We start from the raw sequence: 23,085 nt of genomic DNA, 5'->3' as shown, positions 1-23,085 counted from the left end.
TATTCGCCCGCCTCGAAGTGGGCAGCGGACGCGCCTCGCCCTGCGGCCCACTTTCCGCGTGAGACCCCGTTGTTCTTTCCCGGGCGCGATCACGTCGCGTGCTCCCTAGATCCACCGCGCAATGGCGGCCTGGACCTGCTCGACCACGTCAGCCCAGCGGCCCGGCGCCGGCTGCCGGAACACTCTTGCGCTCGGATACCACGGGCTGTCTTCGCGTTCGCTCATCCAGCGCCATTCGGACAGGTGAGTCACGAGAATCCACACAGGACGGTTCAGCGCGCCGGCCAGATGCGCGACGGCGGTATCGACCGAGATGATGAGATCGAGCGACTGCATGATTGCGGCCGTATCCGAAAAGTCGCGAATATCGGTATCGAATGTGCGCACGGGCGCTGCGTCCAGCAAGGCGGCGTCGCGATCGCGCACGACCTTTTGCAGACTGATCCAGTCGATATCGGGCCTCAGCAACGGCAAGAGCGTGGCGAACTCGATCGACCGATTGCGGTCGTTGCGGTGTTCCGGATTACCGGACCATGCCAGCCCCACCCGCGGACGATGCCTGAGGCCCAGCATGCCGGCCCACTTTTCGACCAGAGCCGGATCCGCATGGAGATACGGCGTGCTGCCCGGAATGCTCGACAGATCGGTCTGAAACGCATACGGCAGACTCAACAACGGGCAGTGATAGTCGAAAGCCGGCAAGGGCTCGCCCCGCGCAATCACTTGTGCCGGGCCCTGTAGCGAGGCCATTAACGAACGCAGCGCCGGCTGGACTTCGAGCACGACGCGCGCGCCTGCGTCGCGCAGCTGCTGCGCGTAGCGGCAGAACTGCACCGTATCGCCGAAGCCCTGCTCCGCGTGAACCAACAGCGTGCGGCCATCCAGTGGCTCTACGCCGGTCCAGCGCGGCTGAGAAAAAATACGCTCGTTGTGTTCGGACTTCGGGTCGCGCAGCCGCCATTCATATTTGGGCCAACCGCGGGCCAGATCCCCCTGGCGCAAATAGATGAAGCCTTGAGCGAAGTGCGCATCGGAATAGTTCGGATCGCAGGCGATTGCGCGGTCGAACGCCTCCAGCGCCTCGTCGAATCGCAGCATCTCGAGAAGCACACTGCCCCGGTTGAACCATGCGATGGCGTATTTCGGATTGATCGAAATGGCCCGGTCAAAAGATTGCAGCGCGTCTTCGTAGCGGTGCATGTCCTGCAGCACATTGCCGCGATTGCACCAGGCCTCGGCGAATTCCTGATTCGCTGCAAGTGCCGCGTCGTAGCTGTACAACGCCGCTTCGTAACGTTGGAGGCGATGCAAGGCAGTGCCCTGATTGCACAAGACGTCTGTTGCACCCGGTTCCATTTCGAGCGCGCGAGCGTATTCCGATAGTGCCTCTTCGTATCGCTGCAGGCTCAGTAGCGCATTGCCCCTCGTCGCGCGGGCCTTCGAGTGACGCGAATCGAGCGCCAGCACGCGGTCGCAGCGCTGCATCGACTCTTGCGAACGGCCCAACCGCTCCAGTGCCACTGCGCTGTTGTACAGCGCTTCCACGAAATCCGGCCTCGTCGCAATGGCCTCGTTGAAGCTTGCGAGCGCTTCCTTGACCCGTCCTAAATCGACGAGCGTGAGGCCCCGTACCGACAATATCTCGGGATGGTTCGGCGCGATCTCCAAGGCCCGTTCATAGTTGTGCAGCGCCCGCGCGTATCGTTGCAGGTCGCGCAGCACGTTGCCCAGGTTGTAGAACGATTCGAACGAGCGCGGATCGACGGTGAGCGCACGTTCATAACTTTCGAGCGCTTCCTGATAGCGCTGCAACGCACGTAGCGCACTCCCCCGGTTGCACAGCGCATCCAGCGTGAGCGGCGATATTTCCAGAGCGCGATCGAATGTCTCAAGTGCGGCTTCGTAGCGGCGCGCGGCAAGTAACGTGTTGCCCTTGCGAACCAGTGCCTGCACGTCTTGCGAGTCGATACGCAACGCCGCCTCGAATTGCTCGAGCGCTTCGTCCGTGCGAGCGGCACTTGCCAGAATTGCACCGAGATCCGACAAAGCGCGCGCGGAGGCGCCGAGCGAGATCGATCTGCGTATCAGCGACTCCGCTTTCGCCGCCGCCCCGCGCTGATATTCGAGGACGCCGTAAAGATGCAACGCATGGGCGTTGTCAGGCTCGCGAACCAGCACTGCTTCGTATTCGCGCGCCGCATCGTCCAGCCGCCCGCTACCGTGCCAGTCGCGAGCCCGGTCTAGATTCGCCGCGCTGCGCCGGGCCGCTGCCGCATTGTCCACGGACGCGCCAGCACCTGCTTGATGCGGGTGTTCGAGCTCCATGTTCGCCCCCTCGTCGTGTTAAGCGACTTTGCCGCCGAAGTATTCGAATGGCGTGTCGTTCCGGCCGTTTCCAGAGGCAGACTAATGGACGAGCGATAACAGGCGTATGACGAATGTTACGGACCATTTTGTCGAGCTTGCGGCCAGCCGCATGCAGTCCGAATTCGATGCAATTCGCATGATCGACACTCACTGGCTGATCGGAATCATCCGTAAATACTCGAGCGGCGGCGAACCTAGCATGACGGACACCTGCACGCCGCGCGGCAGTGGCATCCCGCGCGATGTAGCGTTGCTGATGCCGTGTTCGGCAAGAAACTTCTCGTACGTCTTTTCCACCACCGCCTGACTCGTCGTCCAGCCCGCAGGCGCGACCCACACCGCGAGCTTCATCGACCGCGCGTCGTCGCTCACCACGACGCGCGCGAAGTCGTCCATGTGGTGCAGGGCATCGGCAAGTGCCGCGAGCGACGCCAGCGGCGCCGAGGCGCTGCGTATCAATTGCCGTCCCTTCAGTTGATAGCGCACCACCTGCACGAAAGTCGGACCGCCGCCGCCCACGCCCAGGTGGCGCACGAGCACGAGTTCGCCGGGGCGGATGCGCAACGGCGGGCCGAACACTTCGTCGGGCGTGACGAGGTTCATGAGGTCGTATTGCAACTGCGAGAAGTAGCGGCCGAGCAGCCGCGTGCTGCCGAGGTTGGCCGCGATGTCGTCGCGGCCGCGAATGGTCGCGTCGAGTCCGCGCCATGAGAGCAGCGCGATCACGGCGAGCAGCGCGATGGCGACGAGCATCTCGATGAGCGTGAAGCCGCGTGCGCGGCGGCGCGGCCTTGCGGTACCCGGCCGTGGGGTGACGATTGCGGCACGCGCGGTTCTCATCGGCCTTGCGCTAGCGCGCCTCGTTCTGAATGACCGTGACGACTTCGGCCAGCACGTTGGCGCTCGCGGCCGACGCGTAGACGCTCACCGTCACCTGGCGCACGAGCGGGCTGCCGAGCGTCGTCACGGTCTGTCTGCACACGAATGCGTAGCGCCCCTGCGGACACGCGAAGGTGGTGCGCCCAGGCGGCGGCCAGGCGGCCGCGATGCGGATGGCGCTCAACGCGTTGTCGGCGCTCCAGAGTGCAAGCAGATGGCCGCGGGCGCTGTCGGTGTCGGCGGCGAGCGCGCCGATGGCGCGCGTCACGGCGCCCAGCGCCACCGCCACGATGGCGAGCGCGATCAGCACTTCGATGAGGGTGAAGCCGGCTGCAACGGCGTGTGGCAGACGGTCCGGCAGGCCGCGCGGCGCACGGCGCAGAACGTGCGCCATGCGATGCGCTTTCCGCTTTTCGCCCGTGCCCGCGCTACCCGGTTCCGAATCAGCCTGTTTCGGCGCATGCCCATTCATGAGGTCTCCCCGCACGACCCGACCGCGAGACCTTAAACAGAACGTATGGCAATGCCGTGTCCGATGCTACGGACCATTTCGTGCGGGGAAGTCCAAGGTTCAGCATGGTCGGCCCCTGGCCGGATCGTCGTGGAGCCGGCATCGTACGGTGGGTATTGGCTTATGGTTGCGAGTCCGGCTGAGAGCTGGCGTAAAAGCCTCGGGACAAAAGCGCTCGGCGTGTCCGGGGACGATCGTTCAACTTCACCGAATGACTCTTGATGGCCGTCCTCGACCGCCGGTCACATAACGGGCTGCGCCGCCGCGTCGCCGGGCAAATCAGTCATCGACCGCGCTTTACGCTGGCCTTCGTCTTCCCGCCTTTCGAGAAACGCTGACGATGGCCAAGAAGCTCGACCAGCCGTGTCTCGCATGCGGAAAACGCGTACCCGCGCCGCTGCGAGATCATGAACGTGAGGGGACGCATGTGCCATGCGCGCCGCTGGAGTTCGACAAGCGTTCCATTCGCCAGGTCTTCCGCCACCATATGACGCGGCATGTGGCCCCAGCACAGGCCTCCCCTGAGCAGATCGTGCTTCGCGCCGAGGTCGTTCACCCACCACTGGCGTTCACTGGCGACGCCCTGCTGGGTCTTTTCCGCATGGGGCTGATTGTCCGTGACGACGAGCTGGATGTGCCGCGCAAACTCCTCGCGCGGAATGGGCCCCGCGATCGAGGCCAGCGGATGCGATGGCGCGCAGACGGTCACCATTTGCGCGTCACACAGATGCTGCCGTTCTATGGTGGCCGGGTTCAACTCGGGCACGTCCGTGATCGTCACCGCTAACGCGCACGTGCCTTCAACAACCAGACGCTCGCCGCCCTGCATGGTCGTCATGCGCAGATTGATGGCGACCGTTGGAAAGTCCGCCTGCACGGTGCGCAGGCATTCGATCAGGTGGGCACGCGGAAAGTAGGTATCCACGGCAACCGAGACCTGTGGGACGCCGGCTTCAGCAATGGCCACCGCGCGCATCTTCATTTCCTCGGTGCGCGAGATCACCCCACGCGCGTCAGGCAGGAGGCTGCGGCCCGCGGCCGTCAGCGTCGCTTTGCGCGTGTTGCGCTCGAACAGCACCACATCGAAGGCACTTTCGAGCGCGCTGATCGCGTGACTGATCGCCGACTGGGCACGCCTCAACTGTCGTGCCGCTCCGGAAAAGCTTCCCTCGTCGCACACGGCGACGAACGCCCGAAGTTGATTGATGGTGACGTTGTCCAACATATCTATCTGAAAAGTAGATGGTACTTATAGATATTCAGTCAATTGGCTTCATGAATCAAGAGGCCCAGAATCGGCCTTGTCGCTTTTGTTTCGAAGGACGCATGACATGAACAGACTGAATGGAAAGACCGCGGTGATCACCGGCGGCGCCACGGGCATCGGCCGCGCCGCAGCGAAGCGCTTCATCGAGGAAGGCGCCTTCGTCTTTATCTTCGGCCGCCGCCAGGAAGCGCTCGACGCCGCGTTGGCCGACCTCGGGCCTCATGCCCGCGCGGTGAAGGGTTCGGTTTCCGATGCGGCCGACCTCGACCGGCTCTACGCGGCGGTGAAGGCCGAGCGCGGAACCCTCGACATCGTCTTGGCCAATGCCGGGACGGGCAGCCCGCTTGCGCTTGGCCAGATCACCGGCCAGCACATCGACGAGACCTTCGCCACCAATGTGAAGGGGACGATCTTCACGGTCCAGAAGGCGCTGCCGCTGATGGGCCCAGGCGGTTCGATCATCCTGACCGGCTCGAGCGCCGGCACCACGGGCGCCCCTGGATTCACGGCCTACAGCGCGAGCAAGGCGGCGGTGCGCAACCTCGCCCGAACCTGGGCGGAGGACCTGAAGGGCACCGGTATCCGCGTGAACGTGCTCTCGCCCGGGGCGACGGCGACCGAACTCGCGAAGCAGGCGCTAGGCGAAGAAGGCCAGAAGGCCTACGGCGCGATGACGCCGCTCCAGCGTATGGCCGATCCGGCCGAGATCGGCGCGGTGGCCGCCTTTCTTGCATCGTCGGACAGCAGCTTCATGACCGCCAGCGAGGTCGCCGTCGACGGTGGTCTGGCGCAACTCTGAGGAGAACGACTCAATGACCCAATCACTCAAGGGCAAAACGGCGCTCGTCACCGGCGCATCGCGGGGCATTGGCCGCGCGATCGCCGAACGTCTTGCAAAGGACGGGGCGACGGTCGCGCTCACCTACAACGCCAGCCGATCGGGTGCGGACGAGGCCGTCGCGGCCATCGCGAAAGCGGGCGGCACCGCGTTCGCGATTCATGCGGATCTCGTCGATCCGGCGGCCGTTCCGGCCTTGTTCGAGCAACTCGACGACGAGCTCACGAGGCGCAACGGCAGCAAGGCTCTCGACATTCTGGTCAACAACGCCGGCAATTCCGGCTGGCTTGGCTTCAAGGAAGCGACGCCGCAGAGTTGGGACACGCTGATGGCGGTCTACGCCCGCGCGCCCTTCTTCATCATTCAGGCCGCATTCGATCGTCTCGCCGACGGTGGACGCATCGTCAACATTTCTTCCGCAGCCGCCACGAAGCCCGTGACAGTCGCGCCCGTCTACTCGATGGCGAAAGCGGCCATCAACACCCTGACCCATACGCTCGCCATCGAGCTGGGGCCGCGCGGCATTACCGCGAACGCCGTCGCACCGGGCTTCACGCGAACGGATGCGAACGCCGAATTTCGGCAGAATCCCGAGCTCGTCAAGGCAGTCGAGGCGCAGATCGCGCTGGGCCGCTTTGGCGAGCCTTCGGAAATTGCCGCCGTCGTGGCGTTCCTCGCCTCCGACGATGGCCGCTGGGTAACCGGCCAGACAATCGAAGCGAGCGGCGGTTACAAGCTCTGACCGCGCCACGAAACGAAGGAGAAACGCATGAATTACGCAATCATTGGCTTCGGCAAGACCGGCCAGGCGCTGGCCAGGGCGTTCGCGCGCAACGGCATCGAAGTATCCGTCGCCACCACGCGCGACCCGGCAAGCTTTGCGTCCGATGCAGCAGCCATCGGACCGACGATCACTCCCACCACCCTGACGGAAGCCGTCAAGGCGGACGTCATCTTCCTGGTGGTCCGCTTCGAGTCGCACCCGGCGGTCGCAAAAGCGCTGCCCGACTGGACGGGAAAGACCATCATCGACGTGATGAACACGCAGGCGCCGCCCGAGGAACTGGACGGTCTCCCGTCCTCGGCTTTCGTGGCGAACGCGTTCACCGGAGCGAAGCTGGTGAAAGGCTTCAATCATCTGGTTGCGGCCGTCCTTGGCCAGGACCCGGCCGTACAGGGCGGCAGGCGAGTCGTGTTCCTCGCAAGCGACGATAACGGCGCCGCAGCGCAGGTGGGTGAACTTGCGGAAAAACTCGGCTTCGCGCCCATCCAGCTAGGCGGGCTTTCGGAGGGTGGACTGCTCGTGCACGCGCGCGGAAAGCGTTGGGGAGAACTCATCTTCAAGGACTTGATCACGTTCGACTGACGACGAACGGTTTCCGCCTGTTTCTCGGCACCGTTCGCGGCCCTGCAAAGTGTCGAGCCTCGGGCCAGGCGAAGGCCTGCCGAGGTTTCGTCAAAGCGGATCGCTCATGCGACGGAGCGGACGGAAGAACGCACGAATGTCCTCGACGAGCAGTTCGGGTTGTTCCAGCGCAGCGAAGTGTCCGCCGCGCGGCATCGGGGTCCATCGTTGCACGTCAAAGACACGTTCGACCCAGGAACGCGGTGGCGTCGGTAACTCGCGGGGAAACAGCGCTACGCCGAGCGGTGTCGCCACCCGTTCGTGCGGACCGAAAGCAAGCGGCCGCAGCCGGTTTTCCCTGTAAATGCGGAACGACGCGTCGAGCATGTGGCCGAACCAGTAAAGCGAAATATCGGTCAGTAACTGGTCCATCGTGAACACGCGTTCCAGATCGCCGTCGCAATCGCTCCAGCTGCGAAACTTCTCGACGATCCAGGCGGCAAGACCCACGGGCGAATCGCTCATCGCGTACGACAAGGTTTGTGGTTTGGTGCTTTGCACAGCCGCATACGCGCCTTCAGCGGCCGACCAGGCCGCCACGGTGTCGAGATACGCCTGCTCGTCCACGGTCACCGGCGGCAGATCGTCCGTTAGCGACGGCCGGAAACTGCCCGGAATGTAGTTGAGATGGGCACCGATGATCTGCCCGGGAAAACGGCGCGCCAACCACATCGAGACGCCCGCTCCGATGTCTCCGCCCTGCGCGGCGAAACGATCGAAGCCGAGCCCGTTCATCAGCTCGAGCCACAGGCCGGCAACATGGTGAGCGCTGACGCCGGAGCCTGCCGGCGCCGCGGAAAAACCGAAGCCGGGCAACGAAGGGACGACCACATGGAACGCATCCGCCGCATCGCCGCCATGCGACGCGGGGTCGGTCAGCAGCGGGATAACGTGCTCCATCTCGACGAAGGAACCCGGCCATCCATGCGTCAGGACGAGCGGCACGGGCGCGGGCCCTTTGCCGGTCTGATAGACGAAATGGATATCGTGTCCGTCGACAGTAGCCAGAAACTGAGGCAGCCGATTCAGCCGCGCTTCCTGAGCACGCCAGTCGAATCGATGCAACCAATAATCTGTCAGTCGCCGGACGAAAGCGAGGCTCGCACCATCGTCCCACTGCTCGGCATCGAGGGACGCAGGAAAACGTGTGTTGCGCAATCGCAGCTTCAGATCGGCAATCTGCCCGTCCGGAACGTTGATTTTGAAGTCTCGCAGCTCCATTCTCTCTTCCCGCTGTTCAAGGTTATCCAGCGTCGTGCACGCGTCCTGCTTCAAGCACGCAATGCGTCTTCCACCCTGCGCTCCCAGGGCGTGGTGGGGCGACCGATCAGCCGCGCCAGCTCGCCTCCGTCGTCGAACAGCGCGCCGTGCGAGGCCGCGACGTCGGCATCGGCCAGCAGCGCGGCCAGGTCCGCAGGCAGCCCGATGCCCGTCAATACATTCGCATAGGCGTCCGGCTCAAGGTCGTTGTAGACCACGCTTTTTCCCGACTGGCGCGACACTTCAGCCGCCAGTTGCGCAAGCGTAAAGGCACGGTCGGCCGCCAGCTCGTACGTTGTTCCTGCCAGACCGTCGGTGGTCAGCGCCACAGCGGCGGCGGCGGCATAGTCCTTCCGGGCGGCGGATGAGAAGCGTCCCGCCTTCGCGGCGCCGACGAAGGCGCCGTGCTCGAGCACCGCCGGGAGCGCCGCCAGGTGGTTCTCGATGTACCAGCCATTGCGAAGAATGACGGCGGGAAGGCCGGAGGCTGCAATGGCCTCCTCCGTCTGTCGATGCTCAATCGCAAGCCTGGCGGGCGACGTGTCCGCGTGCAGCATGCTCGTGTAGGCCAGCAGCGAAACGCCGGCCTGCCGGGCCGCCTCAATCACTGCGCGATGCAACGGCAGGCGGCCGGCGACCTCGGTGGAAGAAATCAGCAGGAGTTTATCGACGCCCGCAAAAGCGGCGATGAGCGTCTCGGGGCGTTTGTAGTCGGCCTCGCGCACGATGATGCCACGCCCGGCAAGATCCTGCGCCTTTGCCCGATTCCTGACGGCGGCCACAATGCGGTCAGCCGGAACGTTCTCCAGCAACGCGTCGATCACAAGCCGCCCAAGCTTCCCTGTCGCGCCGGTTATTGCGTACATAGCCCGTCCTCGTTCGTAGTCAGTAGAAGAGGCACGTAGTCTAGGGTCATCAGTTTCCAATGGAAAGCACCTATCCATGGGTTACCATCATTTTCAGGTAACCGGATAGAAACCAGCTAACCCACTGGAAACCGCTGTGAGAACGCAACGATGAGCCTGAAAACCCGTAAGAAAGTGGCCCCGCTGCCGGGCTGTCCCATGTCGAAATGCATGGCCCTGCTCGGCGGCCTGTGGACGCCCGAGATCATCTGGTGCCTGAGCGACGGCCCACGCCGGTTCTCGGAACTCCTGCGTGACAACCCGACGCTTACCGCGAAAGTGCTGACCAGCCGATTGCGTGATCTGGAAGCGCGAGGCGTGCTCGAGCGCAATGTGATGGCGACGTCGCCGCCATCCGTGGAGTACGGGTTGACGCCGCTGGGTCAGGAACTGCTGCCTGCGATTACGTCCATCGTGGCGGTGGGAACGCGCCTGTTGCTCCGCGACACCCATCGGTAAAGCTAGCGCGCCAACAGAAGGTGCGGCGATGACGCGACGCACCGGCATTGTTTCCAATGCCACGTCGCTAGACGGGCGGCACCGCCCCTTCCAGCAGCATTTTGACGAGTCGGGCGCGACGTTTTTCCAGGTCCGCGATCTGACGCTCGATGGCTTTAAGCCGCTTGCGCTGGACGTCGGTGATCTGGTCGCACGAACGCGCACCTTCGATCAGCAGCATGCAATCCGGAAACCCGCGAATGTCTTCTATCGTGAAGCCGGTCGCGATCATGCGCTGGATCTGCCTGACCTGCGTGACCGCCTGGTCGGGGAACGTGCGGTATCCATTGCTCGCGCGGACGGACGCGAGCAGACCATGTTCGTCGTAATGACGAATGGACCGCACACTTGCGCCCGTGCGGCGCGACAGTTCTCCCACCGTCATCCATTTCTGCGAAGGCATTTTCTTCATGAGTTCGAGGCTAGCACGATTCGCTTGACTCTCACATCAGTGTGAGCGTTGAGACTGGGCCGGTCTTCAACTCATGGAGTAACGTCATGCACACCCGCGTGTTCGGCATGCTGCGCACGGCCGTCGTCTGGGCAGCCACGCTGTTCGTGTTCGCGTCCGGCGCGACCGCCGCTCCGACGACCTATACGGTGACGTCGTCGGACGGCGTCAAACTGGCGGTAGAGGAAAGCGGCAACCCGGACGGCACACCCGTCATCCTGATTCACGGCCTGCTCGGCAGCCGCCTGGACTGGGACGCCCAGGTGACGAGCCCGGAACTACGTCAGTACCGGCTGATCACCTATGACCTGCGCGGACACGGTCAGTCGGACAAACCGTCCGGCGCCGCGCCCTATCACGATGGAAGCCGTTGGGCCGACGATCTGGCAGCGGTGATCGCGGGCTCGCACGCGCGCAAACCCGTGGTCGTCGGCTGGTCGCTCGGTGGCGTCGTGATGTCCAGTTACCTCGCCAGGTATGGCGATCGCGCGATCTCCGGCGCGGTCTTTGTCGACGGTGTAGTCGAGCTCGCGCAGGGCCAGATCGTCCAACATCCCGACGTGTATCGGGACATGAACTCGCCGGATCTGAAAACGCATCTCGACGGAGAGCGTGCGTTCGTCGGACTCTGCTTCCACCGTCAACCGGATGCCGTCACGTTCGAGCGCCTTCTCGCCAATGCGGCAATGGCATCGTGGGACATGCAGAAGGAAATCCCGACGATGACGGTATTCGCCGCAGAGGGGCTGGGCAAGGCGCGCGTGCCGTTGCTCTTTCTCTACGGCGGCCGCGATGCATTGGTCGACACGCGTGCGACGCTGGCACGCGCGACTGAGTTGAATCCGCACATCGTCACCCACGTGTACGCCGATTCAGGACACGCGCCGTTCGTCGAAGAGCCCGAGCGCTTCAATCGCGACCTGGCCGAGTTCGTCCACTCGGTATCGCGGTAATGAGGCGGGCTAGCGGGTCCCTCGCCCTTCAACATGCATGTTTTATATCTTTATCTGAATATACTATTTCGCTCTTGCATAACCCGATGTTAGCCTCATTCGACCCGCAGGCGTGCCCGGAATCGCAACACGTCTGCCCTCGCATCCATTCCGTCAATCAAACGGATTTCGGCAAGGAGCTAACGTGAGCGTCGAATTCATCGGCATGATCCAGCAGCGCAAGGTATCGGAAACGCACAAGCCGCAAGGCCCGGCCGTCGATACGGACTACGTGCGCCACTTCGCGCAGGCGCACGAAAACGCGGGGTTCAACCGCATTCTCGTGCCGCACAGCTCGACCAGTCCCGATGCCACCATCACGATCGCCTACGCGGCGAGCGTGACGTCGCGCATTCACTTCATGCTGGCCCATCGTCCCGGGTTCGTGGCCCCGACGCTCGCGGCACGTCAGATCGCCACGCTCGACCATTTCTCGGGCGGACGCCTCGCGGTGCACTTCATCTCGGGAGGAAGCGACGAAGACCAGCGGCGCGACGGCGATTTCCTGAGCCACGACGAACGCTACGCCCGCACCGACGAGTATCTGCAGATTCTTCGCCGCGTGTGGACCGCAGACCAGCCGTTCGATCACGAAGGCCGCTTCTATCGCTTCGAAAAAGCCTTTTCCGAAGTCAAACCCAAACAGACTCCGCACGTGCCGATCTATTTCGGCGGAGCGTCCGAGCCCGCCCTCGCCGTCGCGGGCAAGCATGCCGACGTCTACGCGCTGTGGGGCGAATCGAAAAAGCAGGTGGAAGAACAGGTCACGCGCGTACGCGCCGAAGCGGCGAAGCACGGCCGCAGCGTGCGTTTCTCTGTTTCGTTCCGGCCCATTCTCGCATCCACGGAAAAAGCCGCGTGGGAGCGAGCCCAACACATTCTCGAAGAGACACGCCGGCTGCGCGTCGAACAGGGGTTTTCGCGCGGCGGACCGCAGCAAAGCGAAGGCGCCCGTCGGCTGCTGGCCGCGGCCGGTGACGGCGATCGCGCCGACGAGCGTCTGTGGACGGCCGTGGCCAAAGAGATCGGCGGACGCTCGAATTCGACGGCGCTCGTCGGCACGCCTGCGCAAGTCGCGCAAACGCTGGCGGAATACTACGCACTGGGCGTGACCACCTTTCTGATTCGCGGCTTCGACCCGCTCGAAGACGCCATCGATTACGGACGGGAATTGATCCCCGCCACGCGCGAACTCACGTCGCGTGTGCGTCACGCAGCATAACGGCGCACCGACGACATCATGAGCACCGTACTCGCCAACACAAAGAAACTTGCGCCGAAGCTCGCGTTTCGCAAGACGCCTCTGCGCAAGTTCTGGTTCGACGACAACGCCGAGCCCCAACGTTCGATCGAGCAGGAACGCCTTCACCGTCAACAGCGACTCGCCGGCGCGTTTCGTCTCTTCGCCCGCTACGGCTTCGCGCAAGGGCTCGCCGGCCACATCACGGCGCGCGATCCCGAATGGACAGACCACTTCTGGGTCAACCCGCTCGGCCGACACTTTGGCCGCATACGCGTATCCGACCTGCTGCTCGTGAACCGCAATGGCGAAATCGTGGTCGGCGACGGCCCCGTGAATCAGGCCGCGTTTGCAATTCACGCCGCGATTCACGAAGCGCGACCGGACGTGGTGGCTGCGGCGCACACGCATTCGCTCTATGGCAAAGCCTGGTCGACACTGGGCCGCAAGCTCGACCCGTTGACGCAGGACTCGTGCGCCTTCTACGAAGACCACGCGCTGTTCGACGACTTCCGCGGCGTGGTCTTGGACACCACCGAAGGGGCTCGCATTGCCGATGCGCTGGGCCCGCACAAGGCTGTGATCCTGAAGAACCACGGCATCCTCACGGCCGGGCCTACTGTGGAAGCGGCCGCGTGGTGGTACATCGCGCTCGACAATGCGTGCCACGCGCAGTTGCTCGCCGAAGCGGCGGGCACGCCACAGCCCATTGCCCACGAAATGGCGGCGCTCACGCATCAGCAGGTGGGCCGCGCAAGCGGCGCGCGGTATGCATTTGAGAGCCTGTATGAAGGGCTGCTCGATTCCGAACCGGAGTTGCTCGACTGATGGCCCTTCACAAACTGCGCGAGTTCGTCGCGGAAATCGCGACGCTCGTCGATTCCGGTGCGAGCGAGTCCACGCTGCTCGATCAAGGCGGACTCGCGTTGCGCGAACTGATCCGTGTCGACGACTGGCTTCCCCCGCAATACGCGCAGCCCTCCAGCGAGCGCTATCAGCAATTCCTGCTCTACGCCGATGCACGCCAACGTTTCAGCGTCGTGAGCTTCGTCTGGGGACCGGGCCAGCAGACGCCGATTCACGACCACACCGTATGGGGCCTCATCGGCGTGCTGCGCGGCGCCGAATTCGCGGCGCCCTATGCGCGCAACGACGACGGCACGCTGCGAGAGGCCGGCCCGGAAGTGCGTCTCGAAGCCGGCGACGTCGAAGCGGTATCGCCGGCTATCGGCGACATTCACCGCGTACGCAACGCCTACGACGACCGCACGTCGATCAGCATCCACGTGTACGGCGCGAACATCGGCGCGGTCCGGCGCTCCACCTATCAAGCACACGGTTTGCCGAAGCCTTTCATATCCGGCTATTCGAACGACACGCTCCCTAACCTGTGGGATCTCAGCAAGGAACTGCATCGCTCATGACGTCCTATCCCGTGCGCACCTATGAAGACGTGCGCGCAGCGCTGCTCGCGCGCCGCGAAATCGCCCTCCTCGACGTACGCGAAGAAGACCCGCATGCGCAGGCGCATCCGCTCTTCGCCGCGAATGTGCCATTGTCGAAGCTGGAACTGGACGCCTACACGCGTCTGCCGCGCCGCGACGTCCCCATCGTGTTGTTCGATGCGGGCGAAGGACTCGCTCAACGCGCCGCGGACAAACTCGCGTCGCTTGGCTACACGCAGATCGCATTGCTCGCGGGTGGACTCGATGGCTGGATTCGTGCGGGCGGCGAAGTGTTTCGCGACGTCAACGTGCCGAGCAAAGCGTTCGGCGAACTCGTGGAAGCGCAACGCCATACGCCTTCGCTTTCGGCCGAAGCCGTGGAAACCCTGCTGAAGCACGGCGACGACGTCGTGGTGCTCGACGCGCGCCGCTTCGACGAATACCAGACCATGAACATTCCCGGCAGCGTGAGCGTGCCGGGCGCCGAACTCGTGCTGCGTGCGCGAGCGCTCGCGCCGGACCCGAAGACACGTGTGATCGTCAATTGCGCGGGGCGTACGCGCAGCATCATCGGCGCGCAATCGCTCGTCAATGCGGGACTGCCGAATCCGGTCGCCGCGCTGCGCAACGGAACGATAGGCTGGACGTTGGCGGGCCAGACGCTCGAGCACGGCAGCCATCGGCAATTCGACGCGCAGGCCGGTCTCGATGCCGCGAGTCTCGACGCATCGCGCAGCGCGTCGCGCGCGCTCGCCGATAGCGCGGGCGCAGGCCGCACCTCGCTGGACGAAGCCGCGCGCTGGGCCAACGAACCGTCGCGCACGACCTATCGCTTCGACGTACGCACACCCGCCGAATACGAAAACGCGCACGCGCCCGGTTTTCAGGGCGCGCCAGGCGGCCAGCTGGTTCAGGAGACCGACATGTTCGCGCCCGTACGCGGCGCACGTGTCGTGCTCTTCGACGACGACGGCGTGCGCGCCAACATGACCGCTTCATGGCTCGCGCAGATGAATATCGAGGTCTATGTGGTCGACGGCGCAGCGCCGCAAGCGCTGACGGAAAGCGGACCGTGGCGAGGGGCGAAGGCAGAGGCGCCACCCATACCGGAGGTATCCGCTCACGAACTCGCCGCGCTGCTCGCCGACGCATCGAGCGGCACGCTCGTGATCGACGTCACGTCGAGCGCGAATCACGTGAAGGCGCATATTCCCGGCGCGTACTGGCTGGTTCGCTCGCGGCTCGTCAATGCGATCGACGATCTGCGAGCGCTACCCGACGCGAAACGCTACGTGGTGACGTGCGGGACGAACGCACTCGCGCCGTTCGCGGCCGCCGACATCGCCGCGCTGACGGGCAAGCCCGTGCACGTGCTGGCAGGCGGCACAGCGGCGTGGATTCGAGCGGGCTTGCCGACGGAGAATGGTGACGCCCGCCTCGCTTCGCCGCGCATCGACCGCTATCGGCGCCCCTATGAAGGCACCGACAACGCGCGCGAGGCCATGAACGCGTATCTGGAGTGGGAATACGGGCTCGTCGCGCAACTCGAGCGCGACGGCACGCACGGCTTCTTCGTGATCTGATCGGCCATCGCGCTCATGGAACAGGTCTCAGGCGGCGCGTGAAAGACGCGCTGCCTTGAAGCTCCGTTCGACGCTTTCCGCCAGCGTCGTCAGCGCCGACTGCATCTTTCCCAGCGCACGCGACCTCACCATCCACACCGCGATTTCAGGCTTGAAGTCGCGCACCTGAATGACGTCGAGCTGCGCCGCATGCGCGCTGACGCGCAGCAACGGCAACGGCACGAGGCCCAGCCCCACGCCATCCGCCACGAGCCCCAGTTGCAACTCCGTGCCCAGCGTTTCGAGATTCAGCTTCAACGTATAGCCTTGCGCGGCGAGCGCCTGGTGCAGGCCGGCCCGAAAGCCGCAGCCATCCGGATTCAGCACCCAGCCATGCGACTGACATTCCGCCAGCGTATGCGTGCACTTCTTCAGGCTCCCTTTGCGCGCGACGACCGCCAGCTTCAGTTCGCCCAACGCTTCGCCCACCAGCGTTTCGGGCAATACGCGATTCGAGGGCAAGAGCACGATGACCGCATCGAGTTCGCCCTCCTCGACCTTTTGCAGCAGCGGATTGCCCCATCCCGTCGAAACACGCGCCTGTAGTTCAGGATGTGCGCTGCGTAGTGCATTGAGCGCCTTGAGCATCGCGACATCGGCCACCGTTTGCGCCACGCCGATGCGCAGCACACCCGCGAGCGGCGCGCCGTCGGTTACGAGATGCCTGAGCCCATCCACCTCGCGCACGATCGCGCGGCACTGCTCGTACACGGCGCGGCCCATCGGCGTCGTTCTCAGCGGCTTGGTGTTGCGGTCGAGCAGTTCCACGCCGAGCGCTTCTTCGAAGTTCTGAATGCGGCGCGTGACGGCCGGCTGCGTCAGCGCAAGCGAGTCGGCTGCCTGGCTCAGCGACTGGCTGCGCACGACAGCAACGAAGGCCTCGATTTCATCGAGTTTCATGGGTTTTTCTGTCTGTGGGTGATTGACGAATGCGACCGGGGTAGCGCATTTCCTGCACGAGCTTACCGTGCCGACACGGCGGCATTCAAGCACGTTCTTTTTCCGGGCCGCATATTAGTAAAGCATAACAATGCGTTTGCCTTATATAAAACCGGCTCGTATCGTGTGCTTTTCCGCTACCCTGCCCTCCGGCTCTTCATCGCGCCTATGCTCTCCCTTCTCAACCACTACCTGCTGCGATGGTCCCGCCTTGTGATCGTGCTCGGCACAGCCGCGACCGTCGCGTCGCCTGCCGTTCTGGCCGAAACCACGCTGAAAGTGGGCGACCAGCAACTGCAGACGCGCGGCATTCTCGAAGCGTCTGGGCAACTGAAGGATGTGCCGTACAGGATCGAGTGGTTCAACTTTCCGGCCGCACAGCCGCTGGGGGAGGCGCTCAATGCGGGTGCCATCGATGTGGGCGGCCTGGGCGACGCGCCGTTGATCTTCGCCTACGCGGCGGGCGCGAAGGTGCGCGCCGTCGCCGCCACACGGTCCACGCCCACCGATCTCGCGATCATCGTGCCCGACTCCTCGCCCATCAAGACGGCCGCAGACCTCAAGGGCAAACGCATTGCAACGACGCGCGGCTCCATTGGCCACTACCTCGTCATCGCGACACTGGAGCGCGCGGGCATCAAGCTCACCGACGTGTCGCTGCGTTTCATGCAGCCCGCCGATGCCAAGGCCGCGCTCGCGTCGGGCAACGTCGATGCGTGGTCCACGTGGGACCCGTATGTCGCGCTCGGCGAGCAGCGCGACCACGACCGTGCCGTCGCCAACGGCGTCGATCTCTCTTCGGGGCTGAGCTTTCAGGCGGCCACGCAAACCTCGATCAAGGAAAAGCACGCCGAAATCGGGGACTTCCTCAAGCGCGTCGCGGCGGGCCAGCGCTGGGCGTTGTCCCATCCCGACGAAGTGGCCGCCATGCAATCGAAGGTGACGGGGCTGCCGCCCGAAGTGCTGAAGGTCGTCTATCAGCGCGCGCAACTCCATCCGGTCGCCATCGACGACCACCTGATCGCCGAACAGCAGAAAACCGCCGACCTCTACCATCGCGCCGATGTGATCAAGACCCGGCTCGATGTTTCGCAGAGCTTCGACCGGCAGTTTCCGCTCTCTGCGCAGTGATGCCGGCGCGTCAAATGCATGAACCGAGACAGAGCCCACCATGACAAGCCGCCTTCCCGACAACTCGCTGGCTGACGTCGAACGCGACGCAACCGCGCTCGCGGCACTCGCCAATCTCGATAGCCCGCAGGCCGATGCATGGCTCGACGCGCTCACAGCGGACTTCGCCGCCACCGCCGCCGAACTCGATGCCGGCCCCACGTTTCCGCACGACAATCTCGCGCGTTTGCGTGAGGCCGATCTGCTCGCGCTGACGGTACCCCGAGCATTGGGCGGGCACGAAGCCACGCTGCCCCAAGCACTCAAGGTCATCCGCGCCGTGGCGCGCGGCGAGCCTTCCACGGCGTTGATTCTGGTGATGCAGTACGTCTACCACGTGCGCCTGCAAGCCAACCCGAACTGGCCCGACTGGCTCAAAGAAGCCATCGCGCGCGACGCGGTGGAACGCGGCGCGCTCATCAACTCGCTGCGCGTCGAACCGGAACTGGGCTCGCCCTCGCGCGGCGGCTTGCCCGCCACCGTGGGCCGGCTCGACGGCGGCCACTGGGTACTGAATGGCCGCAAGCTCTATTCCACGGGAAGCCCCGGCCTCACGTGGTTCGCCGTCTGGGGACGCACCGATGAAGCCACGCCGCGCGTGGGCACGTGGCTCGTGCATCGCGACATGCCGGGCATCCGTTTCGGCGAACCGTGGAACCACCTCGGCATGCGCGCGACGGGCAGCCACGAAGTGATCTTCGAAAACGTGCGCGTGCCGGTCGAGCATGCCGTCGATCTGCAACCGCCGGGGCTCGCCACCGGCATGGACGCTGTCACGACGCTATGGACGAACGTATTGCTGCCGGCCGTCTACGACGGCGTCGCGAGAGCGGCTCGCGACTGGTTCGTACACTGGGCCGCGCACCGTGTTCCCTCGGGGCTCAGCGCGCCGCTCTCGACGCTTCCTCATTTCCAGCAGACGGCGGGCCAGATCGACGCATTGCTGCTCAATAACCGCGTGTTGCTCGATGCGGGCGCGAACGGAAGTGTCGACGCGACAGCGGCCCCCACCCTCAAATATCTCGTGAGCCGGGACGCCATTCGCGCCGTCGAACTGGCGCTCGAAGCGAGCAGCAATCCGGGCTTAAGCCGCAACAATCCGCTGGAGCGCCACTACCGCGACGTCTTGTGCGCCCGCATTCATACGCCGCAGAACGATACCGTGCTTGGCAATGTGGGGCGCGCCGCGTTTGCCGCGGTCTGAGCGCGCCGCAGTGCCATAGTGGACGTACGGCTTGCATGAACGACGCGCGCCGCTGCTGTAGCGCGCGTCGTTCCGCGTTCGTCAGTCGCGTGAGATCAGGCCAGCACGTCCGAAAAAACACGCGTCGCAAAACGGTCCGAGTTCGTGCCCGCATTCAACACACCCACCGACTTGAGATCGTCCGCGTAAAGCGAGATTTCCTTCTTGAACGCATCGCCCACGGGATGGTGGTGATCCGTGTGGCTCTTCAGCATCTCGGTCAGTTGCGCGACGTTCGCGCCCGGCGCATTCGGCGCAAAGATCGCCGCGGCCTCGGCGGGGTGATTCGCCGTCCATTCCGTCGCTTCGAGCAGTGCCTGCGTCAGCGCCTGTGCCGTTGCGCGGTCCTTGCGGACCAGCGAGCCGCGCACGCCGAGCACGCAGCACACGCGGTTCGCGTACTCGCCGCAAAGGTTGTTCGAGACCTCCTGCAGGTGGTTCGTCTCTCGCAACGTCCAGATCGTCGGGTCGCCGTCGGCAATCGCCTGCACTTCGCCTTTTTTCAGCGCTTCGCCCAGCAGCGGCGCGGGGTACTGACGCCAATGCACGTCGTTGTCGGGATCGATGCCGAGTTTCTTCAACGTGATCGCGAAGAAGTTCTTCGCGGGACTCGCCATGTCGCTCACGCCCACCGTCTGGCCTTTGAGCCCCTGCAGATCGACAATGCCCGACGCGCGCGTGGCGAGCAGCCGCATGCAACCACCGTGGATGCCCGCCGTGAGCTTGACGTCGAAGCCCTGTTCGAGCGGCTTGATCCAGCGCAGCGCCATGCCCACGCCCGCATCGGACTTGCCGGTGGCAATCGCTTCGAGCAGCTGGTCGGTGGAGCCCGCGAAGTTGACGAGTTCCACCTGCAAGCCATGCTTGCGGAAGAACCCCTGCTGTACCGCGACGGGCACCGGCGCCGTGCAGATGGCGCCCGCGTTCCATGACAGCTTGAGCGGCTTCAACGCTTCGTCTGCCGCGGCGCGCACGCCGGGCAGGCCGAACGATGCGCCGCCCAGCGCTGCCGCGCCCGCGGCCCATGCCGTGTTGCGCAGCCACGTGCGGCGCGCGCGGCTCGAAAGTGTGCTGCCGTTCGAATGACTCATTGCGTTATTTCCCCTATGCGTGATGTGCTGGTTTTCGTGCGACCAGCTTTCGATTGCCGCCGGTCGATGCAGGTGCGTTACGTGTCGAGCCCCAGCACCGCGAGCGCCTCGCGGCGCAACGCCACGAGCGCCGGATCGTCGCGATGGCGCGGATACGGCGCGTCGTTGCGTATCTGCGAGACGATGCGTGCGGGACGTTCGCTCAACACGATCACGCGGTTGGCGACATAGAGCGCCTCCTCCACGTCGTGCGTCACGAGCAGCACCGAAAAGCCGGCTGCCTGCCAAAGCCGCACGAGTTCGCTTTGCATGCGGATGCGCGTGAGCGAATCGAGCTTGCCGAACGGTTCGTCGAGCACGAGCAGTTGCGGGTCGTTGACGAGCGCACGCGCCAGCGCCGCGCGTTGTGCCATGCCGCCGGAAAGCTGATGCGGAAACGCGTTGGCGAACGCGGAAAGTCCCACCAGTTCGAGCGCGGCATCGATACGCCTGCCTGCGCCGCGCAGCGTGCCTTGTGCCTGCGGACCGAGTCCGACGTTGTCGCGCACCGTGCGCCACGGGAACAGCGTGGGGTCCTGGAACACGACGACTCGCGAAGGATCGGGGCCGCTCACACGTTCGCCGTCCGCGTGAATCGCGCCTTCAGCGGGCGCATCGAGCCCGGCTACGAGCCGCAGCAACGTCGATTTACCGCAACCGCTCGGGCCGAGCAACGCGACGAATTCGCCGGGCTCGATCGTGAGACTGATGTCTTCCAGCACGGGGAGCGTCTCGCCGTGCAGGACGAAGCGGTGGCTGACGTTGCGGATGTCGATGCGGGCGCCCTGCGCCACAGAATGCGCATGTGAGCCCGCAGGAGCGGCGGAAGTTGGGCGGGAGACCGCTACCATTTGAGCATTCCTTTTTGCCACGCCAGCAGACGGTCGCGTACGCGGAACAGCAGCGTGATGAGCAGCGAGCACATGAGGGCCATGACGAGCAGCCCCGCGTACATGTTCGGATAGGCGGCCCACCCCTGGGCCCATTGCAGATACCAGCCGAGGCCCGCCTTCACGCCCATCATCTCGGCCACGAACAGCACGGCGAACGCCGCGCCCAGACCCATGAAGAGGCCGACGAACACGGAAGGCAAGGCGGCCGGAATCGCGACGCGAAGAATCAGGAACGACGGCTTCGCCCCCAGCGTGCGGGCCACGTCGTAATACGCAGCATTGACGCTCGCGACGCCGGACCAGGTGAGCACCGTGACGGGAAACGCTGTTGCGAGTGCGATCAGAAACACGCTCGCACTGAAACTCGACGGAAAGAAGAAAAACGCGAGCGGCAGCCACGCCGTCGCGGGCAGCGGCCCGATCAGACGCAGCACCGGATGCAGCCAGTAGCCCACCGCCTTCGACCAGCCGATGCTCACGCCGATCGCGAATCCGGCCAGCGCACCCGCCGCGTAGCCATAAGCCAGCAGGACGACGGAATGAGCGACGCTCGACGAGAGCCGCGGCAGATCGTCGGCATAGACTGCGATCAACGCCTGGGGCGGCGCGAAAAACGGCCGAGGCAGCCATTCCAGCTGCGCGGTCACGACCTCCCATGCCGTCAGCGCGACCGAGAGCGCGAGCAGCCACGGTGTGCTCTCGGCGAGCGCACCGAGACGACGGTTGAACGCGCGCGAATGCGCCCCCGGCACAGCGCGCACGCGCGAAGCGCCGATGCCGATCGCGAGCGACACCGCCGCCAGCACGAGTTTCAGAATCAGCAGTTCGCGCGTGTACGGCCAGTCGTCGAGTGCGGGCCACCACTGCGTGACGGCCGCCCCACCCAGCCAGCCCAACGCCGCAAGCCAGGCGACGATGCGTTTGCCGTTGTCATGTATGGCCGTCTCGCCCGCCGCGGACACATCGGCGAGCTCGAAAGATCGGGATTGTGTGGACATGTCGGAGCGCTCCGTCAATGCAAGGTCATGCGCGGGCAAGCTGGGTCTCCGAGATCGCGCGCACGTCGATACGGCGCGGCAGGATCGCGTCCTCGTGCGCACGGTCCGCCACTTTCTGCAACGCGTCGATATCGGCCTCGGTGACGAAGTGCTGCTGCAGCGATGCACGCTTCGTGATCTGCTTCGCCGCATCGAGCGGCGAGCGCGTGAGCGTGGCGTAGATCTGCGCGTAGGCATCGGGATTCGCCACCGCCCAGGCGCCCGCGCGCTGATAGCGCTTCAGCACGTCGGCAATGGCGGCACGCTTGCGCGGGTCGGACAGCGAGGCGCCCGAGGCCGTGATAAAACCCAGCCCGCTGTTGATGCCCGTGCCGTCGCGCAGGATACGGCCGCCGCGTTGCGCGGCGATGCCGTAGTACGGGTCGAACGTGGCCCACACTTCGATGGCGCCGGACGCGAAGGCCGCGAACGCGTCCACGGGCAGGATGAAGCGCACGGTCACGTCGTCTTTCGACAGCCCGGCTTCAGCGAGCGCACCGTACAGCTGGAATTGCGAAATGCTGCCGCGCGCGGAGGACACGAACACCGTGCGCCCTTTGAGATCCGCCACGCTGCGGATGGTGGAATGCGGCGCGACCAGAATGCCGAGTTGGGAACCCGAACCCACGCGCGTCGCCACGATTTTGAGCGTGGGGTCGCCCACGGCTGCCGCGAGCACGGGCAGATCACCGGCGGGCGCGAGATCGACGGAACCCACGCGTTGCGCTTCGAACAGCGGTGCCGCGCCCTGGAAGTTGGCCCACCGCCAGGCGTACGGTGTGCCATCGAGCACCTTGGCGGCTTCTACGAGCGCACGCGTGCCGCCTGCCTGGTCGCCCAGCACGAGCGTGACGTCTTCCGCGGCCCGCGCGTTGCGAAGTCCCGGCGCAAAGGCGGCTGCGGCCAGAGGCGTCGCAGCGAGTGCGCGCAGCACACGCCGCCGCGTAGAAAAAGACGTTTGAACAGAAGCCTTCATAAGCCCTCGCTGTCGAT

At 64.8% G+C, this 23,085-nt stretch carries 23 protein-coding genes; 11 read left to right on the top strand and 12 right to left on the bottom strand.

Features of this window, described 5'->3' with window-relative positions; genetic code table 11:
• Positions 1-105: 105 nt before the first annotated feature.
• The 4 genes from U0042_RS09775 to U0042_RS09760 all read right to left on the bottom strand — a co-directional run bounded on the left by U0042_RS09775 (position 106) and on the right by U0042_RS09760 (position 4,982).
• A complete protein-coding gene (locus U0042_RS09775) occupies positions 106-2,325 on the bottom strand; it encodes a tetratricopeptide repeat protein (protein WP_114814340.1) in 2,220 nt (739 codons plus the stop codon).
• A 189-nt stretch (positions 2,326-2,514) separates the two neighbouring features.
• Positions 2,515-3,207, bottom strand: a complete 693-nt coding sequence (locus tag U0042_RS09770; protein ID WP_114814341.1) for a PulJ/GspJ family protein — start codon at positions 3,205-3,207, stop codon at positions 2,515-2,517.
• Between the two features lie 10 nt (positions 3,208-3,217).
• Positions 3,218-3,640 carry a type II secretion system minor pseudopilin GspI gene (gene gspI / locus U0042_RS09765; RefSeq protein ID WP_232833545.1) on the bottom strand — a complete coding sequence of 141 codons (423 nt, stop codon included), beginning with the start codon at positions 3,638-3,640 and terminating at the stop codon, positions 3,218-3,220.
• A gap of 400 nt (positions 3,641-4,040) precedes the next feature.
• Positions 4,041-4,982 (bottom strand): LysR family transcriptional regulator, encoded by a 942-nt coding sequence (locus U0042_RS09760; RefSeq protein WP_114814343.1) that lies wholly within the window; start codon positions 4,980-4,982, stop codon positions 4,041-4,043.
• Between the two features lie 106 nt (positions 4,983-5,088).
• Between U0042_RS09760 and U0042_RS09755 the strand changes: the two genes are divergently transcribed.
• The 3 genes from U0042_RS09755 to U0042_RS09745 are packed head-to-tail and all read left to right on the top strand — an operon-like array spanning position 5,089 to position 7,228.
• Positions 5,089-5,823: an SDR family NAD(P)-dependent oxidoreductase gene (locus U0042_RS09755; RefSeq protein ID WP_114814344.1), complete on the top strand. Its 735-nt coding sequence runs from the start codon at positions 5,089-5,091 to the stop codon at positions 5,821-5,823.
• A 13-nt stretch (positions 5,824-5,836) separates the two neighbouring features.
• Positions 5,837-6,604, top strand: coding sequence for an SDR family NAD(P)-dependent oxidoreductase (locus U0042_RS09750; protein WP_114814345.1), 768 nt, complete (start codon positions 5,837-5,839; stop codon positions 6,602-6,604).
• Positions 6,605-6,631: 27 nt separating this feature from the next.
• Positions 6,632-7,228: an NADPH-dependent F420 reductase gene (locus tag U0042_RS09745; protein ID WP_114814346.1), complete on the top strand. Its 597-nt coding sequence runs from the start codon at positions 6,632-6,634 to the stop codon at positions 7,226-7,228.
• A 90-nt stretch (positions 7,229-7,318) separates the two neighbouring features.
• On the opposite strand, the gene U0042_RS09740 is transcribed toward U0042_RS09745, so the two are convergent.
• Positions 7,319-8,488, bottom strand: a complete 1,170-nt coding sequence (locus U0042_RS09740; protein WP_114814347.1) for an epoxide hydrolase family protein — start codon at positions 8,486-8,488, stop codon at positions 7,319-7,321.
• A gap of 50 nt (positions 8,489-8,538) precedes the next feature.
• On the bottom strand, positions 8,539-9,393 hold the full coding sequence (locus U0042_RS09735; protein WP_114814348.1) for an SDR family oxidoreductase: 855 nt from the start codon (positions 9,391-9,393) through the stop codon (positions 8,539-8,541).
• A 150-nt stretch (positions 9,394-9,543) separates the two neighbouring features.
• Between U0042_RS09735 and U0042_RS09730 the strand changes: the two genes are divergently transcribed.
• The gene (locus U0042_RS09730) at positions 9,544-9,891 is read left to right on the top strand and encodes a winged helix-turn-helix transcriptional regulator (protein WP_114814349.1); all 348 of its coding nucleotides are present in this window, start codon (positions 9,544-9,546) and stop codon (positions 9,889-9,891) included.
• Positions 9,892-9,958: 67 nt separating this feature from the next.
• Here U0042_RS09730 and U0042_RS09725 read toward each other — a convergent pair whose 3' ends face one another.
• Complete coding sequence (locus U0042_RS09725) at positions 9,959-10,342, bottom strand: MerR family transcriptional regulator (RefSeq protein ID WP_114814350.1); 384 nt, start codon at positions 10,340-10,342, stop codon at positions 9,959-9,961.
• Positions 10,343-10,428: 86 nt separating this feature from the next.
• Here U0042_RS09725 and U0042_RS09720 point away from each other — a divergent pair, with 86 nt between their 5' ends.
• The 5 genes from U0042_RS09720 (at position 10,429) to U0042_RS09700 (ending at position 15,641) form a co-directional block, all read left to right on the top strand.
• Entirely contained in the window at positions 10,429-11,334 is a 906-nt protein-coding gene (locus U0042_RS09720; protein ID WP_114814351.1) for an alpha/beta fold hydrolase, read from the top strand.
• A 184-nt stretch (positions 11,335-11,518) separates the two neighbouring features.
• Positions 11,519-12,595 carry an LLM class flavin-dependent oxidoreductase gene (locus U0042_RS09715; protein ID WP_114814352.1) on the top strand — a complete coding sequence of 359 codons (1,077 nt, stop codon included), beginning with the start codon at positions 11,519-11,521 and terminating at the stop codon, positions 12,593-12,595.
• 18 nt (positions 12,596-12,613) lie between these two features.
• Entirely contained in the window at positions 12,614-13,441 is an 828-nt protein-coding gene (locus U0042_RS09710; protein WP_114814353.1) for a class II aldolase/adducin family protein, read from the top strand.
• Positions 13,441-14,037 (top strand): cysteine dioxygenase, encoded by a 597-nt coding sequence (locus U0042_RS09705; protein ID WP_114814354.1) that lies wholly within the window; start codon positions 13,441-13,443, stop codon positions 14,035-14,037. The genes U0042_RS09710 and U0042_RS09705 overlap by 1 nt, the downstream gene beginning before the upstream one ends.
• Complete coding sequence (locus tag U0042_RS09700; protein WP_114814355.1) at positions 14,034-15,641, top strand: rhodanese-related sulfurtransferase; 1,608 nt, start codon at positions 14,034-14,036, stop codon at positions 15,639-15,641. The genes U0042_RS09705 and U0042_RS09700 overlap by 4 nt, the downstream gene beginning before the upstream one ends.
• Positions 15,642-15,668: 27 nt before the next feature.
• On the opposite strand, the gene U0042_RS09695 is transcribed toward U0042_RS09700, so the two are convergent.
• Positions 15,669-16,580, bottom strand: a complete 912-nt coding sequence (locus U0042_RS09695) for a LysR family transcriptional regulator (protein WP_114814356.1) — start codon at positions 16,578-16,580, stop codon at positions 15,669-15,671.
• Between the two features lie 207 nt (positions 16,581-16,787).
• Here U0042_RS09695 and U0042_RS09690 point away from each other — a divergent pair, with 207 nt between their 5' ends.
• Complete coding sequence (locus U0042_RS09690) at positions 16,788-17,750, top strand: ABC transporter substrate-binding protein (RefSeq protein ID WP_114814357.1); 963 nt, start codon at positions 16,788-16,790, stop codon at positions 17,748-17,750.
• A gap of 40 nt (positions 17,751-17,790) precedes the next feature.
• Complete coding sequence (locus U0042_RS09685; protein ID WP_114814358.1) at positions 17,791-18,993, top strand: acyl-CoA dehydrogenase family protein; 1,203 nt, start codon at positions 17,791-17,793, stop codon at positions 18,991-18,993.
• Between the two features lie 95 nt (positions 18,994-19,088).
• Here the strand turns inward: U0042_RS09685 and U0042_RS09680 are convergent, their stop codons facing one another.
• From U0042_RS09680 to U0042_RS09665, 4 genes are all read right to left on the bottom strand, one after another.
• Positions 19,089-20,123: an ABC transporter substrate-binding protein gene (locus U0042_RS09680; RefSeq protein WP_114814359.1), complete on the bottom strand. Its 1,035-nt coding sequence runs from the start codon at positions 20,121-20,123 to the stop codon at positions 19,089-19,091.
• Between the two features lie 77 nt (positions 20,124-20,200).
• Entirely contained in the window at positions 20,201-21,013 is an 813-nt protein-coding gene (locus U0042_RS09675) for an ABC transporter ATP-binding protein (protein WP_114814360.1), read from the bottom strand.
• Positions 21,007-22,053 (bottom strand): ABC transporter permease, encoded by a 1,047-nt coding sequence (locus U0042_RS09670; protein ID WP_114814361.1) that lies wholly within the window; start codon positions 22,051-22,053, stop codon positions 21,007-21,009. Before U0042_RS09670 ends, U0042_RS09675 begins: the two co-directional genes overlap by 7 nt.
• Positions 22,054-22,078: 25 nt before the next feature.
• Positions 22,079-23,068, bottom strand: coding sequence for an ABC transporter substrate-binding protein (locus U0042_RS09665; protein ID WP_114814362.1), 990 nt, complete (start codon positions 23,066-23,068; stop codon positions 22,079-22,081).
• Positions 23,069-23,085 lie beyond the last annotated feature (17 nt).

Source organism: Paraburkholderia kururiensis, assembly GCF_034424375.1.
Classification (GTDB): domain Bacteria; phylum Pseudomonadota; class Gammaproteobacteria; order Burkholderiales; family Burkholderiaceae; genus Paraburkholderia; species Paraburkholderia kururiensis_A.
The sequence above is the reverse complement of the archived record's forward strand: the minus strand, read 5'-3'. Positions and strand labels throughout refer to the sequence as shown.

What these genes read in the sequence shown, in the direction of transcription:
- U0042_RS09775 (WP_114814340.1), bottom strand. Translation starts at nt 2,325, where the DNA reads ATGGAGCTCGAACACCCGCATCAAGCAGGTGCTGGCGCGTCCGTGGAC.
- U0042_RS09770 (WP_114814341.1), bottom strand. Translation starts at nt 3,207, where the DNA reads ATGAGAACCGCGCGTGCCGCAATCGTCACCCCACGGCCGGGTACCGCA.
- gspI (WP_232833545.1), bottom strand. Translation starts at nt 3,640, where the DNA reads ATGGCGCACGTTCTGCGCCGTGCGCCGCGCGGCCTGCCGGACCGTCTG.
- U0042_RS09760 (WP_114814343.1), bottom strand. Translation starts at nt 4,982, where the DNA reads ATGTTGGACAACGTCACCATCAATCAACTTCGGGCGTTCGTCGCCGTG.
- U0042_RS09755 (WP_114814344.1), top strand. Translation starts at nt 5,089, where the DNA reads ATGAACAGACTGAATGGAAAGACCGCGGTGATCACCGGCGGCGCCACG.
- U0042_RS09750 (WP_114814345.1), top strand. Translation starts at nt 5,837, where the DNA reads ATGACCCAATCACTCAAGGGCAAAACGGCGCTCGTCACCGGCGCATCG.
- U0042_RS09745 (WP_114814346.1), top strand. Translation starts at nt 6,632, where the DNA reads ATGAATTACGCAATCATTGGCTTCGGCAAGACCGGCCAGGCGCTGGCC.
- U0042_RS09740 (WP_114814347.1), bottom strand. Translation starts at nt 8,488, where the DNA reads ATGGAGCTGCGAGACTTCAAAATCAACGTTCCGGACGGGCAGATTGCC.
- U0042_RS09735 (WP_114814348.1), bottom strand. Translation starts at nt 9,393, where the DNA reads ATGTACGCAATAACCGGCGCGACAGGGAAGCTTGGGCGGCTTGTGATC.
- U0042_RS09730 (WP_114814349.1), top strand. Translation starts at nt 9,544, where the DNA reads ATGAGCCTGAAAACCCGTAAGAAAGTGGCCCCGCTGCCGGGCTGTCCC.
- U0042_RS09725 (WP_114814350.1), bottom strand. Translation starts at nt 10,342, where the DNA reads ATGAAGAAAATGCCTTCGCAGAAATGGATGACGGTGGGAGAACTGTCG.
- U0042_RS09720 (WP_114814351.1), top strand. Translation starts at nt 10,429, where the DNA reads ATGCACACCCGCGTGTTCGGCATGCTGCGCACGGCCGTCGTCTGGGCA.
- U0042_RS09710 (WP_114814353.1), top strand. Translation starts at nt 12,614, where the DNA reads ATGAGCACCGTACTCGCCAACACAAAGAAACTTGCGCCGAAGCTCGCG.
- U0042_RS09705 (WP_114814354.1), top strand. Translation starts at nt 13,441, where the DNA reads ATGGCCCTTCACAAACTGCGCGAGTTCGTCGCGGAAATCGCGACGCTC.
- U0042_RS09700 (WP_114814355.1), top strand. Translation starts at nt 14,034, where the DNA reads ATGACGTCCTATCCCGTGCGCACCTATGAAGACGTGCGCGCAGCGCTG.
- U0042_RS09695 (WP_114814356.1), bottom strand. Translation starts at nt 16,580, where the DNA reads ATGAAACTCGATGAAATCGAGGCCTTCGTTGCTGTCGTGCGCAGCCAG.
- U0042_RS09690 (WP_114814357.1), top strand. Translation starts at nt 16,788, where the DNA reads ATGCTCTCCCTTCTCAACCACTACCTGCTGCGATGGTCCCGCCTTGTG.
- U0042_RS09685 (WP_114814358.1), top strand. Translation starts at nt 17,791, where the DNA reads ATGACAAGCCGCCTTCCCGACAACTCGCTGGCTGACGTCGAACGCGAC.
- U0042_RS09680 (WP_114814359.1), bottom strand. Translation starts at nt 20,123, where the DNA reads ATGAGTCATTCGAACGGCAGCACACTTTCGAGCCGCGCGCGCCGCACG.
- U0042_RS09675 (WP_114814360.1), bottom strand. Translation starts at nt 21,013, where the DNA reads ATGGTAGCGGTCTCCCGCCCAACTTCCGCCGCTCCTGCGGGCTCACAT.
- U0042_RS09670 (WP_114814361.1), bottom strand. Translation starts at nt 22,053, where the DNA reads ATGTCCACACAATCCCGATCTTTCGAGCTCGCCGATGTGTCCGCGGCG.
- U0042_RS09665 (WP_114814362.1), bottom strand. Translation starts at nt 23,068, where the DNA reads ATGAAGGCTTCTGTTCAAACGTCTTTTTCTACGCGGCGGCGTGTGCTG.